This is a genomic window from Bradyrhizobium sp. USDA 4472, assembly GCF_054058595.1.
In genome coordinates this window covers 3,591,905-3,607,950 of the sequence record NZ_JBSSAM010000001.1, presented here as the reverse complement: position 1 = coordinate 3,607,950, position 16,046 = coordinate 3,591,905, and the positions used below count along the sequence as shown (strand labels likewise).

General features: G+C 64.2%; 12 protein-coding genes and 2 pseudogenes. 11 read left to right on the top strand and 3 right to left on the bottom strand.

Translation table 11 applies throughout. The features are described 5' to 3' along the window. Positions 1 to 239 precede the first annotated feature (239 nt). From ACVWZ4_RS16650 to ACVWZ4_RS16640, 3 genes and pseudogenes are all read left to right on the top strand, one after another. Complete coding sequence (locus ACVWZ4_RS16650) at positions 240 to 1,292, top strand: Ldh family oxidoreductase (protein ID WP_456763372.1); 1,053 nt, start codon at positions 240 to 242, stop codon at positions 1,290 to 1,292. Positions 1,293 to 1,310: 18 nt separating this feature from the next. Continuing rightward, positions 1,311 to 2,680, top strand: a pseudogene (locus ACVWZ4_RS16645) (LLM class flavin-dependent oxidoreductase). A 14-nt stretch (positions 2,681 to 2,694) separates the two neighbouring features. Further along, the gene (locus tag ACVWZ4_RS16640) at positions 2,695 to 3,522 is read left to right on the top strand and encodes a fumarylacetoacetate hydrolase family protein (protein WP_456740767.1); all 828 of its coding nucleotides are present in this window, start codon (positions 2,695 to 2,697) and stop codon (positions 3,520 to 3,522) included. On the opposite strand, the gene ACVWZ4_RS16635 is transcribed toward ACVWZ4_RS16640, so the two are convergent. Next, complete coding sequence (locus ACVWZ4_RS16635) at positions 3,482 to 4,402, bottom strand: LysR substrate-binding domain-containing protein (RefSeq protein WP_456740766.1); 921 nt, start codon at positions 4,400 to 4,402, stop codon at positions 3,482 to 3,484. The two genes, ACVWZ4_RS16640 and ACVWZ4_RS16635, sit on opposite strands and share 41 nt — an antisense overlap. A gap of 148 nt (positions 4,403 to 4,550) precedes the next feature. Between ACVWZ4_RS16635 and ACVWZ4_RS16630 the strand changes: the two genes are divergently transcribed. From ACVWZ4_RS16630 to ACVWZ4_RS16615, 4 genes are all read left to right on the top strand, one after another. Next, positions 4,551 to 4,892 (top strand): hypothetical protein, encoded by a 342-nt coding sequence (locus tag ACVWZ4_RS16630; RefSeq protein WP_456699732.1) that lies wholly within the window; start codon positions 4,551 to 4,553, stop codon positions 4,890 to 4,892. Positions 4,893 to 5,049: 157 nt separating this feature from the next. Then, the gene (locus tag ACVWZ4_RS16625; RefSeq protein WP_456740765.1) at positions 5,050 to 5,463 is read left to right on the top strand and encodes a hypothetical protein; all 414 of its coding nucleotides are present in this window, start codon (positions 5,050 to 5,052) and stop codon (positions 5,461 to 5,463) included. A gap of 10 nt (positions 5,464 to 5,473) precedes the next feature. Next, on the top strand, positions 5,474 to 6,145 hold the full coding sequence (locus ACVWZ4_RS16620) for a hypothetical protein (protein WP_456740764.1): 672 nt from the start codon (positions 5,474 to 5,476) through the stop codon (positions 6,143 to 6,145). A gap of 2 nt (positions 6,146 to 6,147) precedes the next feature. Beyond that, the gene (locus ACVWZ4_RS16615; protein ID WP_456740763.1) at positions 6,148 to 6,312 is read left to right on the top strand and encodes a hypothetical protein; all 165 of its coding nucleotides are present in this window, start codon (positions 6,148 to 6,150) and stop codon (positions 6,310 to 6,312) included. 28 nt (positions 6,313 to 6,340) lie between these two features. Here ACVWZ4_RS16615 and ACVWZ4_RS16610 read toward each other — a convergent pair whose 3' ends face one another. Continuing rightward, positions 6,341 to 6,796 carry an Lrp/AsnC family transcriptional regulator gene (locus ACVWZ4_RS16610; RefSeq protein WP_456699735.1) on the bottom strand — a complete coding sequence of 152 codons (456 nt, stop codon included), beginning with the start codon at positions 6,794 to 6,796 and terminating at the stop codon, positions 6,341 to 6,343. Positions 6,797 to 6,950: 154 nt separating this feature from the next. Between ACVWZ4_RS16610 and ACVWZ4_RS16605 the strand changes: the two genes are divergently transcribed. Further along, entirely contained in the window at positions 6,951 to 10,382 is a 3,432-nt protein-coding gene (locus tag ACVWZ4_RS16605) for an indolepyruvate ferredoxin oxidoreductase family protein (protein ID WP_456740762.1), read from the top strand. Between the two features lie 196 nt (positions 10,383 to 10,578). Continuing rightward, positions 10,579 to 11,987, top strand: a pseudogene (gene iaaH, locus ACVWZ4_RS16600) (indoleacetamide hydrolase). 117 nt (positions 11,988 to 12,104) lie between these two features. Here iaaH and ACVWZ4_RS16595 read toward each other — a convergent pair. Further along, on the bottom strand, positions 12,105 to 13,013 hold the full coding sequence (locus ACVWZ4_RS16595; RefSeq protein ID WP_092229896.1) for a LysR family transcriptional regulator: 909 nt from the start codon (positions 13,011 to 13,013) through the stop codon (positions 12,105 to 12,107). A 143-nt stretch (positions 13,014 to 13,156) separates the two neighbouring features. Between ACVWZ4_RS16595 and ACVWZ4_RS16590 the strand changes: the two genes are divergently transcribed. Both ACVWZ4_RS16590 and ACVWZ4_RS16585 read left to right on the top strand, forming a co-directional pair. Next, complete coding sequence (locus ACVWZ4_RS16590) at positions 13,157 to 14,308, top strand: HlyD family secretion protein (RefSeq protein WP_456737223.1); 1,152 nt, start codon at positions 13,157 to 13,159, stop codon at positions 14,306 to 14,308. 113 nt (positions 14,309 to 14,421) lie between these two features. Continuing rightward, on the top strand, positions 14,422 to 16,041 hold the full coding sequence (locus ACVWZ4_RS16585; RefSeq protein WP_456737222.1) for an MDR family MFS transporter: 1,620 nt from the start codon (positions 14,422 to 14,424) through the stop codon (positions 16,039 to 16,041). Positions 16,042 to 16,046 lie beyond the last annotated feature (5 nt).

Genomic DNA, 16,046 nt, shown 5'->3' with positions numbered 1-16,046 from the left:
GCCTAAGTGGTGGTTATTGCCGCAATGAAACCGCCAATCAGAGTGAACGAGCAGCGAATGACCGTTGAAAAACGTGCGGGAATACCGTCGCGCGGAGGGAATCTTCGAGCAAAGGCGTGCTCTCTCACGAATCTGCAGCCCTGTATTGGTTTACGGGAGATTGATATCGCAGCTCCGCTTTGAGACGATGGCGTCCAACAAACCGCCCCGTTAAGCGGGCGAAAAGCCGAGGAAACGCCATGCCTGTCGTCAAGGCCGACCGCCTCACGCGCGTCAGCGCTGCGCTGCTCCGTGCTGCCGGCGCCTCCGAGGACGAAGCGGACGCCGTTGCGATCGGATGCGTCAACGCCAACCTGGCCGGGCATGACTCCCACGGCGTGATCGCGATTCCCTCCTATATCGACCGCATCAAGGCCGGACACATCGTTCCCGGCGCCGCCTGGACCATTGTCCAGGAATCACCGACCACGACCGTGATCGACGGCCATTGGGGTTTCGGCTTCCACGTCAACGCCAAGGCCATGGCGCTGACGATCGAAAAGGCAAGGACAGCGAACGTTGCCGCCTGTACCGTGTTCCGGCAGAGCCATGTCGGCCGCCTCGCCGCCTATCCGCTGATGGCGATGCGCGAGGGCATGATCGGGATTGCGACAGCCGACTCGGGCCGCTCACCGAAGCACGTCGCGCCGTTCGGCGGCAGGGCGGCGCGGCTCGGCACCAACCCGATCTCGATCGCAGTTCCGTCCGACCTCGAAACGCCGTTCTATCTGGACATGGCGACCTCGGCCGTGGCCGCCGGAAAGATCCAGCTCGCGGTCGCCCGCGGCGAGGAGATCCCCACCGGTTGGATCATCGATGCCGGGGGACGGCCCACCACCGATCCCACCCAATACCGCAAGGGCGGCGCGCTGCTGCCGCTGGGCGGCACCGAGGGCTACAAGGGCAGCGGGCTGGCCGCGATGGTCGAGGTGCTCTGCGGCCTTCTCACCGGTCTCGGCTTCGGCGTCGAGCCGACGGGACGGCACAATGACGGATGCTTCATGGCGGTGTTCAACGTCGCCGCATTCCGCCCGCTGAACGAGTTCAGGCGCGAGGTCGCGGAGTTCGCGCGCTACCTGAAATCGACACCGCCGTCGGAAGGCAGCAAGGGCGTCTATTATCCCGGCGAGATCGAGGGCCTGCGCGAACAGCAGCGTCGGCGCGACGGCATCGAAATCGAGGATGCGACCTGGGAGAAGCTGCGCACGCTGGCGCGCGACTACAGGCTCGACACCGTGCTTGATCTGTCCTGACACAATTCGGAGAACGGCATGAACCGGCAGATGGTCCTGGTCGGCTTCCTTCAGGCGCAGAACTGCACGAATCTGCCGAGCTCGTGGCGGCATCCGGACTCGCGCTCCGATTCGATGTCGGCGGATTATTATCAGGACATCGCGAAAATTCTCGAGGCCGGCAAGTTTCACATGGCCTTCTTCGACGATCGTCTGGCGATGCCGGACCGCTACGGCAATGACCACACCCACACCGTCGAATACGGTATCCGCTGCGTGAAGATGGATCCACTGATCGTGCTGAGCACGATGGGCATGGTCACCGACAAGCTCGGGCTCGGGGCGACCTGCTCGACCACCTACTACGAGCCCTTCGACGTCGCTCGCCGCTTTGCCACACTCGATCTGATGTCGGGCGGGCGCGCGGGCTGGAACGTCGTCACCTCGCTCAACGACGGCGAGGCGCTCAATATGGGGCGCGACTCCCATCCCGAACATGATTCCCGCTACGACAAGGCCGACGAATTCATGGAGGTGGTGCTCGGCCATTGGGACACCTGGGAAGACGGCGCCCTCATCATGGACAAAACGAGCGGCCGCTTTGCCGATCCGAGCAAGGTGAAGCGGCTCGACCATAAGGGCGCAAACTTCAAATCGCGCGGACCGTTCACCGTGCCGCGCTCGGATCAGGGCCACCCCCCGTGATCATCCAGGCCGGCGCATCCGGTCGCGGGCAGCGCTTTGCCGGACGATGGGGCGAAGTCATTTTCACCGCGGCCCGCAACCTCACGGCGGCCAAGGAAGGCTACGCGTCCGTGCGCAACGAGGCTGCCAAAGTCGGTCGCGATCCTGACGAGATGTTCCTCTGCAATCTGACGACGCCGGTGTGCGCGGCGACCAAGGCGGAAGCCGAAGACAGGATGGCGCTGATCAACAAGCTTCCGCTCGAGATCGATGCGCTGTCGCTGCTCGCCGAGGCGCTCAATTACGACTTCGCCTCCAAGGATCTCGACGCGCCGCTGACGACGGATGAACTGAAGAGCATGCAGGGTATTCTCGGCATCCGCGACGGCGTGCTGAAAAACTCCGGCAAGAGCAATCCGAGCGCGCGCGATTTCGTCACCTTCTCCGGCCGCGGCCAGGTGCAGGATGCCATGGTCGGCGGTCCCAGGGAGATCGCGGACAGACTGGAGGAAATGTTCGTCGAGCGCGGCTGCGACGGATTTGTGATTGCCGCCACCTATGTGCCCGGCTCCTATGCCGACTTCGTGCAGCATGTCGTGCCGGAGTTGCAGCGGCGCGGCCTGTTCCAGAAAGACTACCGCGGCAAGACGCTACGGGAAAATCTCGGCTTGAGGCGGCCTGCCGCCGGCGCCTGGAAGATAAAGCCGCGCGATGCCGCGGAATAAGACGAGGACACAACATGCGCTGGCTGACATTCACCGCCTCCGGCAAAACCTCCTGGGGCCTGATCGAGGGCGACCAGGTGATCGCGATCGAGGGCGACCCCTTTGGCGAATGGCAGCGGACGTCGCGCACGCATCCGCTGTCGAACGTGAAGATCGAGCTGCCGCTGATCCCGCGCACCTTCTATTGCGTCGGGCTGAACTATCTGAAGCATCTGAAGGAAGCTGCCGACAAGGCCGGCACGGTCCCGGCCGTGCCTGATCGTCCCGAGATCGGCTACCGCGCCCAGAACGCGCTGATCGCGCATGACGAGAACGTCGTGATCCCGTCCTTTGCGACGGAGAAGATCCACTATGAGGGCGAGCTCGCCGTCGTCATCGGCAGGAAGGTGAAGCACCTCACCGAGCAGAACGCGATGGACTGCATATTCGGCTACACCATCGGCAACGATGTCAGCGAGCGCTCCTGGCAGAAGGCCGACCGCAGCCTGTGGCGCTCGAAGAATGCCGACACGTTCAAGCCGATGGGCCCGTGGATCGAGACCGAGGCCGATCTTGCCGGGATGGAGACCATCGTCCGCGTCAATGGCAGGGAGACCAACCGCTTCCACACCAACGATATGATCTTTGGCGTGGTGGCGTTCCTGGTCGAGTTGACCAAGTATTTTACGCTGTGGCCTGGCGATGTGATCTGGATGGGGACGGACGGCGCCTCGCCTGATATCAAGCATGGCGATGTCGTCGAGATCGAGATCACCGGTATCGGGACGTTGCGCAACCGGTTTGTGCGAGAGGGACAGCCGATCAGCTCGCGCCGCCCGATCGGCTCTTCACATGATCGATGAAGGCGCGCAGCTTCGGCATGATTTGGCGATGGCCCGGATAATACAGGAATACACCCGGCGTCATCGGCGAGAATGGCTCCAGCACGCGGACGAGCTTGCCTGCCGCGATGGCGCCGGTCGCCAATGGTGCGGGCACCTGCGCAAGACCCACACCTTCGATGGCGGCGCCGAGCATCGTGGGAAAATCATAGGCGATGAAAGGACCCGACACCGCAATCTCGACCGAACGGCCGTTGTCGCTGAGCGACCATGATGCGAGTGCGCCGTTCGATCGGCGCAATCGCAAGCAGGCGTGCAGACGCAAATCGTCCGGATGCTCGGGGCGGCCGGAACGGGCAAGGTAAGCAGGACTGCCGACGACGATGAGCGGTAGCGGCTTGGTCAGGCGCACTGCAATCATGTCAGGGGTGATGAACTGGCCCATCCTGATGCCGGCATCAAAGCCTCCGGCCGCGAGGTCGACCAGCTCCTCGCTGGCAGCCAGCTCCACCTCGATCTCCGGATAGGCCTCGCAGAACGAGGCGATCAGCGGCTCCAGCAGAATCGGGACGACCGAACGCGGCACGGTCAGGCGCAGCAACCCGGCCGGCCTCTGACCCAGCTCGCGCGCCGCCCCGCTTGCTGCGACCAGTTCCTCAAAGGCCGGTCTTGCGCGCTCGAAGAATCTTTCGCCGGCTTCGGTCAGGCCAACGCTGCGGGTGGTGCGGATGAAGAGCGCAGCCCCGACACGCGCCTCGAGCGACCGCACCGCCTGACTGATCGCCGACGGCGTCACGCCAAGTTCGGCGGCCGCCCGCCGGAAACTGCGATGCTGGGCGACGCTGAGGAACGCCTCGACACCGTCGAGCGCACCCTGCCTGACTGTGAAGTTCTGCTTCATAGCCCGTGAACATTATCGCGAATAGTCACCCACGGAAAGACGCTCTACATCCGGATTGCAAATGAGCCGCACCGGAGAAGCGAAACCGATGAAGGCAATCCGCAACGCCGTCCTGACACTCGCCCTCACATTGACAGGTGTTACCGCCATGACCGAACCATCCGCCGCCCAAGCACAAGCGCCGTCACCCACGACCACCGGGGTCATGGTCATCCTGACCGCCAAGCCCGGCATCACGAGGGAGCAAATCATGGCCGTGATGCCTGATGAAATCAGGCAGACCGTCCAGCTCTATCTCACCGGAAAAGTCCGTGAATGGTATTCGCGGTCCGACGGCCGCGGCGCCGTCTTCCTGCTCGATGCCAGGGATGTCGCCGAGGCTCACGCCACCATGGATGCGCTGCCGCTCGCGAAGCAGGACCTCATCGACCACGAATACATCGCCGTCGGCCCGCTCATGCCGCTCCGCCTGCTCATGACGAAACCCTGACCGGCCGCAGGCCTCCCCCATCCGACCTGACGAACCCTCGCAAGGACATCCGAACGTGCCACCGGACTTCAACCTTCCATTCGTTCTCAGTGTCGCAGGCGCCTTGCTGACAAGCGCGGTGGTGGCGTCTGTCTATGTTTGGCCCTTTGTGCGTGCGATGCCGCGCCACGATGCCCTGAGGCTCCTCGCGGCTTTCCACGCGTTCCGCTTCCTGGGGATGAACTTCATGGTGGCCGGGTTCGTCTCCCCGGAGTTGAACCCGGATTTCGCCCGCGAAGTCGGATGGGGAGATCTCGTCGCCGCCACACTCGCACTGATCTCAATGGCAGCGCTGTCCAGGCGATGGTCGATCGCCGTTCCCCTGGTCTGGATCTTCAACATCTGGGGCACGCTCGATCTCCTGAATGCGTATTACGTCGGCGCGACGCAGATTCAGAGCCCCGGCCTGTTCGGCGCCGGCATTTATATCCCGGCCCTTTACGTGCCTTTGCTGCTGGTCGGCCATGTCCTTGTCTTCATGCTTCTGCTGAAGCCGGACCGGCAGCACCGAGATCGTGACGCAACCGCCTGAAGGAATGCCGATGAACAGCAGCAGCATTTCCGCCGGCGTGGTTGCGCCACATCCCGCCCGGCTCAGCCTGATCTACGCCGCCGTGTTTACGATCCTGTGGACCTGGTTGATCTACGCGTTGCCCGCACTTCCCGAAAGCGGGGTGCCGGCCCTGGGGGTTCGGCTGATCTCTTACGGCCTCCTCGCGCTCGGCTTATGGCTCGGCCTCGAACGCACGTCATTGACGCCGAAACAGCGCCAGGCGAGTTGGCTGTCCATCATGATTCCATTCACGCTATGGGCCACCGCAGCCTGGACAGCCGCCATCGACGGTGCGTTCCGCGCAGGTGCGTCCTCCCTTCCGCTGCTTCCCGCGGCGATGCTGCTGCCGGTGATCGTGGGCGCTCCCGTGCTGCTGATGTCGAAACGGATCGGACAGCTGCTCGACGCCATGCCGGCCACGTGGCTCATCGCCCTTCAGCTTTACCGCATCTTCGGCAGCCAATGGCTTGCCTATTGGCTGGGAGGGTCGCTGCCGGGCTCTGGGCATTGCCGGCAGGAACAGGCGATGTGCTCACGGGCCTTTTCGCCATACCCGCGGCGATTGCCGTCGCAAGCGGAACGGCGGAGGGACGGCGCGCGGCGATCCTTTGGAATGTCCTCGGCCTTGCGGATTTCGCCGTCGCGATCACCTTGGGGATGATCATGTCGCCTGGCCCGTTTCAGCTGATCATGCCGCAGGGTCCGAGCATGGCTGTCGATAGCTTTCCGAATGTGCTGACGCCCGCTTTCGTGGTGCCAAGCTCGATCCTGCTGCACGCCCTGTCGCTGCGCCAGCTATTCCGTCGCCGCACCGCCGAGACGGTGTGAATGACGGCTGGGCGCGAACGAAGCATCCTCAAAACGGCAGCGCAACGCCGGTCTTGATTTCCTTCAGGACGACGTTGCTGCGGACGTAGCGGATGCCGGGGATGCGGAACATGAACTCGTCGAGGAAGCGGTTGTAGGCGACCATGTCCTGCACGACGACGCGCAAATGATAGTCCGCATCGCCCGTGGTCGCAAAACACTCCAGCACCTCGCGGCGCGTGGTGACGCGAGACACGAACTCGTCGACGAATTTGGCATCGTGCCGCTCCAGCGAGACGTGGAGGATGGCGGACATCGCGAAGCCCGCCTGCTCGCGCGCGACCAGTGCGGCATAGCCGCGGATGACGCCGCTGTCCTCGAGCGCGCGCACCCGGCGCCAGCAGGCCGAGGTCGACATGCCGACCTCATCGGCGAGCTGCTGGTTGGTGGCGCGGCCGTCCTTCTGGAGATGCGCGAGAATCCGCATGTCCTGATCTTCAATCATCGGGAGCCCTCAAATCGGTTAACTCTACCAGATTTCGGCTTTACGAGCAAAACCTCACCGATTTTATGCCCTGTCTGGGGATAGATAGGTAAGACCTACCAGCGCCCTGGGCTTACCCTGCGTCTATTCGGCAGGATGCCGCGCGAGGTCTGCCATGGACGCCATTCCGTCACTCGACGCCTACGAACTCTCCGACCGCTACGATCGCGCGGAGGGCCGCGTCTTCCTCACGGGCACGCAAGCGATTGTCCGCATCGCGCTCGACCAGGTCAGGCGCGACCGCGCTGCGGGCCTCAAGACGGCCGGCTTCATCTCGGGCTATCGCGGCTCGCCGCTCGGCGGCATCGATCTCGAACTCTGGCGCATCCAGCAGCGGTTGAAGCAGGACCGCATCGAATTCCTGCCCGCGGTGAACGAGGATCTCGCCGCGACTGCTGTGCTCGGCTCGCAGCAGGTCGAGACCCAAGCCGACCGTGAGGTCGATGGCGTGTTCGGTCTTTGGTACGGCAAGGGCCCCGGCGTCGATCGCTCCGGCGACGCGCTCAAGCACGGCAATGCCTACGGCTCCTCGCCGCATGGCGGCGTGCTGGTGGTCGCCGGCGACGACCATGGCTGCGTCTCCTCCTCGATGCCGCACCAGTCCGACGTCGCCTTCATGAGCTGGTTCATGCCGACGCTGCACCCCGCAAGCGTCAGCGAATATCTCGAATTCGGCGAATACGGCTACGCGCTGAGCCGCTTCTCCGGCATGTGGGTCGGCTTCAAGGCGATCTCGGAGATCGTGGAGTCAGGCGCATCAGTCGCGCTGCGCCCGCGGCGCGCCTTCCGCACGCCCGACTTCACGGCGCCGCCGGGCGGCCTGCACTATCGCTGGCCCGACCTGCCGGGCCCGCAAATCGAGGAACGGCTGGAGGCGAAGAAGCACGCGGTCTACGCCTTCGCCAAGGCCAATCCGATCGATCGCCACATCTACGACGTCCCGAACGCCACCTACGGCATCGTCACCACCGGGAAGGCGCATCTCGATCTGATGGAAGCGTTGCGGCTGATGGGGCTCGACGAAGCCGCCTGTCGCCGCATCGGCATCGACGTCTACAAGGTCGGCCTGGTCTGGCCCTTGGCGCTGCACGACGCCATGGATTTCGTGAAGGGCAAGCGCGAGATCCTCGTGGTCGAGGAGAAGCGCGGCATCATCGAGAGCCAGTTCAAGGAATATTTCTACGACTATCCCGGCGCAAAGCCGGAGCGCATGGTCGGCAAGCACGACGAAACCGGTGCGCGGTTGATTTCGTGGATCGGCGAGCTGTCACCCCGTGCGCTGGCTGGCGTGCTCGCGCGCCGGCTCGATCCGATGTTCCCGGGCCTCAATCTTGCCGCACGCGCGGCCGCGCTGTTGCCCGAGGCCGCCCGCACGATCAACGTATCAGGCGCGACGCGCACGCCGTATTTCTGCTCAGGATGTCCGCACAACACATCGACAAAGGTGCCCGAGGGCTCGAGGGCGCTGGCCGGCATCGGCTGCCATTTCATGGCGAGCTGGATGGACCGCGAGACCTCGTCGCTGATCCAGATGGGCGGCGAAGGCGTGAACTGGGCGGCCTCGTCGCGATTTACCGGCCGCAAGCACGTGTTCCAGAATCTCGGCGAAGGCACCTATTATCATTCCGGCTCGATGGCGATCCGCCAGGCGATCGCGGCCAAGGCCAACATCACCTACAAGATCCTGTTCAACGACGCCGTCGCCATGACCGGCGGCCAGCCGGTCGACGGCCCCGTCAGCGTGCATGCGATCGCACACAGCGTGAGGGCCGAAGGCGTCGCGCGCATCGCACTGGTGTCGGACGATCCCACGCAATTCCTGTCAGCGGATCTGCCTGATGGCGTCACCATTCATCCGCGCGAGGAGATGGACACCGTGCAGCGCGAGCTGCGCGGGGTCGCCGGCGTCTCGGTCCTGATCTATCAGCAGACCTGCGCCACCGAAAAGCGACGCCGCCGCAAGCGCGGCGAGATGGCCGATCCCAAGCGCTTTGCCTACATCAACGATCTCGTCTGCGAAGGCTGCGGCGACTGCTCGGTCGAGTCCAACTGCCTCAGCGTCGAACCGAAGGAGACGCCGTTCGGCCGCAAGCGCCGGATCAATCTCTCGGCCTGCAACAAGGACTTTTCCTGCCTCAACGGCTTTTGCCCGAGCTTTGTCACCGTCGAAGGCGCCACACGCCGGAAGAAGAGTGCGAGCCAGATCGACGCGATCGGCCACGCGGCTACGCTTCCCCTGCCGCTCCCCACAACACTCGACCGGCCCTACGATCTACTTGTCACCGGCGTCGGCGGCACCGGCGTGATCACGGTCGGCGCGCTGATCGGGATGGCCGCGCATCTCGAACGCCGAGGCGTCTCGGTGCTCGACTTTACCGGCTTTGCGCAGAAATTCGGGCCCGTCCTGAGCTACATCCGGCTGGCCGCCAGCGCCGAAGCGCTGCATCAGGTTCGCATCGATCAGGGCGCGGCCGATGCGCTGATCGGCTGCGATCTCGTCGTCAGTTCCTCGCCCAAGGCATCCGGCACCTATCGCCGCGGCACCCGTGCCGCTATCAACACGGCGGAAATGCCGACCGGAGACGTTGTACGATTCCGCGACGCCGATCTCGCTTCGCCTGCCCGCCTGCGTGCGATCCGCCAGGTCATCGGGAACGACAATCTCGACAGCATCAACGCCAACCTGCTTGCCGAACAGCTGCTCGGCGACGCCGTCTACGCGAACATCATCATGCTCGGCTTTGCCTGGCAGCGCGGCCTGGTGCCGGTCTCGCTGCAAGCGCTGCTGCGCGCGGTCGAGCTCAATGGAGTCGCGGTCGAGCGCAACAAGCAGGCTTTTGCCTGGGGCCGTATCGCCGCCGCTGATCCCGATTTTCTGCCGAAGGCCAACGACCCGTCAAGGGCCGAGACGCTCGATCAGATGATCGCCCGCCGCGCCGACTTTCTCGCGGCCTATCAGAACGAAGCCTACGCGGCGCGCTACCGCGCACTCGTCGCGAAAGTTCGGAATGCCGAAGCAGGGCTCAACAGCGAGGCACTCACCGAGGCGGTTGCACGCGCCCTGTTCAAGCTGATGGCGTACAAGGACGAATATGAGGTGGCACGCCTGCACATGCAGAGCGGCTTCCTCGATGAGCTGAAGCGCGAATTCGAGGACGGCTTCAGCGTCCAGTATCATCTCGCGCCGCCGTTCCTGCCGGCTGGCCAGGACGCACGCGGCCGCCCGCGGAAGCGCGCTTTTGGCCAGTGGATCCAGATGCCGCTGGCGGTGCTAGCGCGGCTCAAGATCCTGCGCGGGACGCCATTCGATCCGTTCGGCTATTCCGCCGAGCGCCGCGCGGAACGCGAGCTGATCGCCTGGTACGAGGCCTTGATCGACGTGATACTCGCCAGGCTCGAGACCGCGCCTCTGACGGATCTTGCGGCCATTGCCGCAGCGCCGATGGACATTCGCGGCTACGGGCCGGTGAAGGACGCCGCAATCGCGAAGGTCAAAGCCGAGGTCGAGTCCTTGCTGGCGCAGCCATCGGATGCCCGAGCAGCCTGAGACGTGCGTCGACGAAAATAGGGACATCCACCGCGCCCCAGCCGAGGTAAGCTGGGGTGATCACCTTCGACGGGGGAACCTCATGCAACGCAGAACCGTTTCGCTGAATTCAACCATCGCCAGCCTCATCCTGTCTACCGCCGCTCTACCGACAACCGCCGTTGCGCAACAGGCGCTCGATCTCGACCAGCTGACGATGACGCAGGCCGCGGCCGACATCTGCGCAGGCAAGGTCACCAGCAAGGCGCTGACATCGGCAACGCTTGACCGCGCCAGGGCCAATCCCAATCTCAACGCCTTCATCACCCTGGATGAGGCGGGCGCCATGAAGGCCGCCGAGGCCTTTGATGCGCGGCGCAGGAAGCGGCCGTGTCCGCCGCTTGGTGGCGTGCCGCTCGTGATCAAGGACAATATCGAGGTGGCGGGGCTGCCCTCCAGCGCCGGCACGCCGGCACTGAAGAGCTTCAGTGCCGAACAAGGACGCGCCCGTCGCGGCGAGGTTGCGCGCAGCCGGCGCGATCATCATCGGCAAGACCAACATGCACGAGCTGGCCTTCGGCATCTCCGGATACAATGCGGGCTTCAAAACCCGGCACCGAGCCCGGCGTCCGCAACGCCTATGACAACAGCAAGATCGCGGGCGGCTCCTCCTCCGGAACCGCAGCCGCGATCGGCGCCCGGATCGCGACCGCAGGCCTTGGCACCGACACCGGCGGATCGGTCAGGATTCCCTGCGCGCTCAACGGTTGCGCATCGCTGCGGCCGACCGTCGGGCGCTATCCGCAGGAGGGCATCGCGCCGATCTCCCATACCCGCGATACCGCGGGCCCGATGGCCGCGACCATGACGGACGTGGCGGCGCTCGACCGTGTCATCGCCGGCGGCAACACGATCACACCTGCCGATCTGAAGCAGGTTCGCGTCGGCGTCGTGAAAGCGATGCAGGCCAATCTCGACGACGATACCGATGCCGCCTTCAAAGGGGCGATCGACAAGCTCAAGTCGCAAGGTGTCACCGTGGTCGATGTCGAGATGCCGCAACTCGCAGAACTCAACGGCAAGGTGAGTTTTCCCGTGGCAATCTATGAGGCCAACGCGGACATGGTCGCTTATCTCAAGCATACCGGCACCGGCCTCACGATCGAGGCCCTGGCCAAGCAAATTGCGAGTCCCGATGTGAAAGGCACCTATGATGGCCTGGTGATCCCGCACAAATTGCCCGGCCCGGACAACACGGTCGTTGACGGCAAGCCGGCCTATGACGCGGCGATCAAAACGGCCCGCCCGGCGCTCCAGGCGCTCTACCGCGACACGTTCGCGAAGAACAAGCTCGACGCCATCGCTTTCCCAACCACGCCGAAAGTCGCGATCGACTCGAACCCCGATTCCAGCAGCCTGCCTAATTTCCTGCTCTTCATCCAGAACACCGATCCCGGCAGCAATGCCGGTGTGCCCGGCATCCAGATCCCGATCGCGCTAGGCGCTTCCAGCAAGCTGCCGGTTGGTCTCGAACTCGATGGGCCCGCCGCAAGCGATCGCCGCCTGCTCGCGATCGGAATGGCGATGGAGAAGGTATTCGGCCGCCTGCCGCCACCGACGCGTTAGGCTAGTCGTTGCGGCATGACCTGCGTCACCAGCGTCGCATCACGGCGGGCCAGACGAAGGACGCGCAAGCCTGGCGGGCAAACCGGAGCAGGGGAACCGAGTTCAGGATTTCCCGCGTCAGGCGTACGGATTGATCAGCTTCTGCTGCTCGGCGCTGTGATGCACGAGCATGTCGATGAAGGTCCGGACCTTCGCCGACAGATGATGGCGATGCGGATAGACCGCGTTCATCGACATCTCGACCGGCCGGTATTCCGGTAGCAGGCGCACCAGGCGGCCGGAATCGAGATCGTCACCGACCAAAAATCCCGCCGCGAGGCTGACGCCTGCGCCTTGCAACGCCGCCTCACGCAGGGCTTCGCCACTGTTGGTGATCAGATTGCCGGAGACGCGCACCGAGGCTGGCGTTCCCTTGCGGTCGAAGAAGCGCCACTCGTCGAAGGGGTAGTTGATGTGGCGCACGCAATTGTGCCCGGCAAGCTCTTCGAGGGTCTGCACGCGCCCATGCGCCTCGATATAGGAATGCGAGCAGCACAGCACGTGCCGCCAGGTCGCTAGGCTCCGCACGATCAGGCTGGAGTCGGGCGGCGCGATCATACGCAATGCGAGATCGAAGCCTTCCTCGATCAGGTCGACATTGGTCTCGCCCATGCGGAGATCGACCTTGACTTCGGGATAGGTCGCGAGGAATTCGACCATCACGGGCGCGACGAACGGGACCATGTGGGTGGCGGTGTGAATGCGCAACGTGCCGCGCGGCGTCGATTGCAGCGCGCCGGCGATGTCGTCAGCCTGTTCGAGATCGGTGAGGATCTGCGCCGAGCGATCGTAATAGGCCTTGCCGATTTCGGTGAGGCTCACTTTTCGCGTGGTGCGGTTCAGAAGCCGCACGCCGAGCCGGTCTTCCAGCGCCTGGACATGGTTGCTTACCATTGTCGTCGACATGTTGAGGCGGCGGGCGGCGGCAGAGAAGCCGCCGTTTTCGACCACGCGGACGAAGGCCGTGAGGCTGGTGAAGCGGTCCATGGCTCGAAGCTCCGATTATCCGCCATTGCTGGATAATGCTTCCATCAATTCCGGGATTATCACAACGGCCGGGACAACGCATCTTGCAGCCGTCAAGCAGCGCACTGTTCGAAACAGGCGCATGGAAATTCCGAGGGTGCGATATGTCGAACGCGGCCTATATTACTGAAACAACTGACGAAATTAACCTAAAACCGTCCCGCCGGGCGATCAAGCGGGCGGCCCTCGCGCTGGCTCTGGCGCTCGGCGTCGCTGCCGCCGGCGACTTTGGCTACAATTACCTGACCACCGGCCGCTACCTGGAATCGACCGACGACGCCTATGTGAAGGCCGATTCCACCATCATCGCCCCGAAGGTGTCGGGTTATATCGCCAAGGTCCTGGTCGGCGACAACGAGAAGGTCAAAGCCGGCCAGGTGCTGGCCAGGATCGACGACCGCGACTTCAAGGCAGCGCTTGGCCAGGCCCGCGCCGACGTCGCCGCCGCCGAAGCTTCGGTCCGCAACCTCGATGCCCAGCTCGAGCTGCAACAGCCTGTCATCGAGCAGAGCACCGCCGACGTCACCGCGGCCGAGGCCAATCTGAAATTCGCGCAGGAAGAGCGCGCCCGCTACGACGAGCTCATGAAGTCCGGCTCCGGGACGATCCAGCGCGCGCAGCAGACTGACGCGGCGCTCCGCGCCAGCAACGCGCAATTGCAGCACGCCAAATCGGGCCTGCTGGCTGCGCAGCGCAAGGTCGACGTGCTGACCACCCAGCGTGCGCAGGCCACGGCGCAGCTCGATCGCGCTCGCGCCGTCGCGGATCAGGCTGAACTGAACCTGTCCTATACCGAGATCACCGCACCTGTTGACGGAACGATCGGCGCCCGCTCCTTGCGCGTCGGACAGTACGTGCAGGCCGGCACGCAATTGATGGCAGTGGTTCCGCTCGACGCGGTCTACGTCGTCGCAAATTTCAAGGAAACCCAGCTCACGCATGTGCGCGCGGGCCAGCCGGTCGAGCTGCATGTCGACAGTTTCCGCAATCGCACGCTGCACGGTCATGTCGATAGCCTTTCGCCGGCCAGCGGACTTGAATTCGCGCTGCTGCCTCCCGACAATGCCACGGGCAATTTCACCAAGATCGTGCAGCGCGTGCCGGTGAAGATCGTGCTTGACGATCACAGCCTCACCGGCCTGCTGCGCCCCGGCATGTCGGCGGTGCCGACGGTCGATACCAAGGCGACCGTGGTGGCCGAGCGCGAGACCGCGAGGCGCGTTGCCGACAATTCGCCGCGTGCGAACGGCGGCTGACCCGGAACGTGGCAGGATCATCAAGTCTAGCCGGATGATCCTTCCCGGGCTTCCGGGATTATCGAAACCATCCGCCTAATGCATGCTGTCTCCGTATCCGAGACGAGGCTTCCATGAGCACGCTTCAATCGACCCTCGACGCCGCTTCCGCCACCGATCTCCCTGCCCCGGCTGCTGCTCCCGCCACGCCTGTTGTCTCTGCCAGAACGTGGATCGCGGTGATCGGCGCCACGCTCGGCGCGTTCATGGCGGTGCTGAACATCCAGATCGTCAACGCCTCGCTCGCCGACATCCAGGGCGCGATCGGCGCCGGTATCGACGACGGCGGCTGGATCTCGACCTCCTATCTGATCGCCGAGATCGTGGTGATCCCACTCTCGGGATGGCTCGCGCAGGTGTTCTCGATCCGGATCTATCTGTTGACCAACGCGGTGCTGTTCCTGCTGCTGTCCGCGGCCTGCGCGCTGGCGCAGGACCTGCCACAGATGATCGTGCTGCGCGCCGTGCAGGGCTTTACCGGCGGCGTGCTGATCCCGATGGCGTTCACGCTGATCATTACCCTGCTGCCGCGTGCCAAGCAGCCGGTCGGCCTTGCGCTGTTCGCGTTGTCGGCGACGTTCGCGCCGGCGATCGGCCCGACCATCGGCGGCTATCTCACCGAAAATCTCGGCTGGCAATACATCTTCTACGTCAATCTCGTGCCCGGCGCGATCATGGTCGGCATGCTCTGGTATGCGCTCGACGCCAAACCGATGAAGCTGTCGCTGCTCGCGGAAGGCGACTGGGCCGGCATCATCACCATGGCGATCGGCCTGTCCGCACTGCAGACCGTGTTGGAGGAAGGCAACAAGGACGATTGGTTCGGCTCGCCCTTCATCGTCAAGCTCAGCGTGATCGCAGCCGTCGCACTGACCGCCTTCCTGATCATCGAGCTCACCGTGAAGAAGCCGTTGTTGAACCTGCGCCTGCTGGTCCGCCGCAATTTCGGCTTCGGCATGCTCGCGAATTTCCTGCTCGGCATTGCGCTGTACGGCTCGGTGTTCATCCTGCCGCAATATCTGTCACGCATCCAGGGCTACAATGCCGAGCAGATCGGCACTGTGCTGGCCTGGACCGGATTGCCGCAGCTCGTGCTGATCCCGCTGGTGCCGCGCCTGATGCAGAAGTTCGACGCGCGGGTCATCATCGGCGTCGGCTTCGTGCTGTTCGCGGGGTCGAATTTCATGAACATCTTCATGACCAGCGACTATGCCGCCGACCAGCTGCTGTGGCCCAATGTCGTCCGTGCCGTCGGGCAGGCGCTGGTCATGGCGCCGCTCTCGGCGGTCGCGACCTCAGGCATCGAGCCGGAGAATGCGGGTTCGGCGTCCGGCCTGTTCAACATGATGCGCAACCTCGGCGGCGCCGTCGGCATCGCGCTGCTCCAGACCGTGCTGACCAAGCGGGAGCAGTATCACTCCAACGTGCTGATGCAGTCGGTCTCGCTGTTCGAGCAGGCCACCCGCACACGGCTGGAACAGCTTACGCAATATTTCATGAATCACGGCGTGCTGGACCGTGCGGATGCCGCGCATCGTGCCTATGTCGCGATCGGCCATATCGTGCAGAAGCAGGCTTATATCCTCGCCTTCAGCGACACGTTCTATCTGCTCGGAATGGCGCTGATCGTGGCCCTGATCGCCGTGCTCTTCCTGAAGAAAGCTGGCCATACGTCGGCCGGCGGCGCCCACTGATCCCT

Coding starts and splice junctions, on each gene's coding strand:
- ACVWZ4_RS16650 (WP_456763372.1), top strand. CDS start 240: ATGCCTGTCGTCAAGGCCGACCGCCTCACGCGCGTCAGCGCTGCGCTG.
- ACVWZ4_RS16640 (WP_456740767.1), top strand. CDS start 2,695: ATGCGCTGGCTGACATTCACCGCCTCCGGCAAAACCTCCTGGGGCCTG.
- ACVWZ4_RS16635 (WP_456740766.1), bottom strand. CDS start 4,402: ATGAAGCAGAACTTCACAGTCAGGCAGGGTGCGCTCGACGGTGTCGAG.
- ACVWZ4_RS16630 (WP_456699732.1), top strand. CDS start 4,551: ATGACCGAACCATCCGCCGCCCAAGCACAAGCGCCGTCACCCACGACC.
- ACVWZ4_RS16625 (WP_456740765.1), top strand. CDS start 5,050: ATGCCGCGCCACGATGCCCTGAGGCTCCTCGCGGCTTTCCACGCGTTC.
- ACVWZ4_RS16620 (WP_456740764.1), top strand. CDS start 5,474: ATGAACAGCAGCAGCATTTCCGCCGGCGTGGTTGCGCCACATCCCGCC.
- ACVWZ4_RS16615 (WP_456740763.1), top strand. CDS start 6,148: ATGTCGCCTGGCCCGTTTCAGCTGATCATGCCGCAGGGTCCGAGCATG.
- ACVWZ4_RS16610 (WP_456699735.1), bottom strand. CDS start 6,796: ATGATTGAAGATCAGGACATGCGGATTCTCGCGCATCTCCAGAAGGAC.
- ACVWZ4_RS16605 (WP_456740762.1), top strand. CDS start 6,951: ATGGACGCCATTCCGTCACTCGACGCCTACGAACTCTCCGACCGCTAC.
- ACVWZ4_RS16595 (WP_092229896.1), bottom strand. CDS start 13,013: ATGGACCGCTTCACCAGCCTCACGGCCTTCGTCCGCGTGGTCGAAAAC.
- ACVWZ4_RS16590 (WP_456737223.1), top strand. CDS start 13,157: ATGTCGAACGCGGCCTATATTACTGAAACAACTGACGAAATTAACCTA.
- ACVWZ4_RS16585 (WP_456737222.1), top strand. CDS start 14,422: ATGAGCACGCTTCAATCGACCCTCGACGCCGCTTCCGCCACCGATCTC.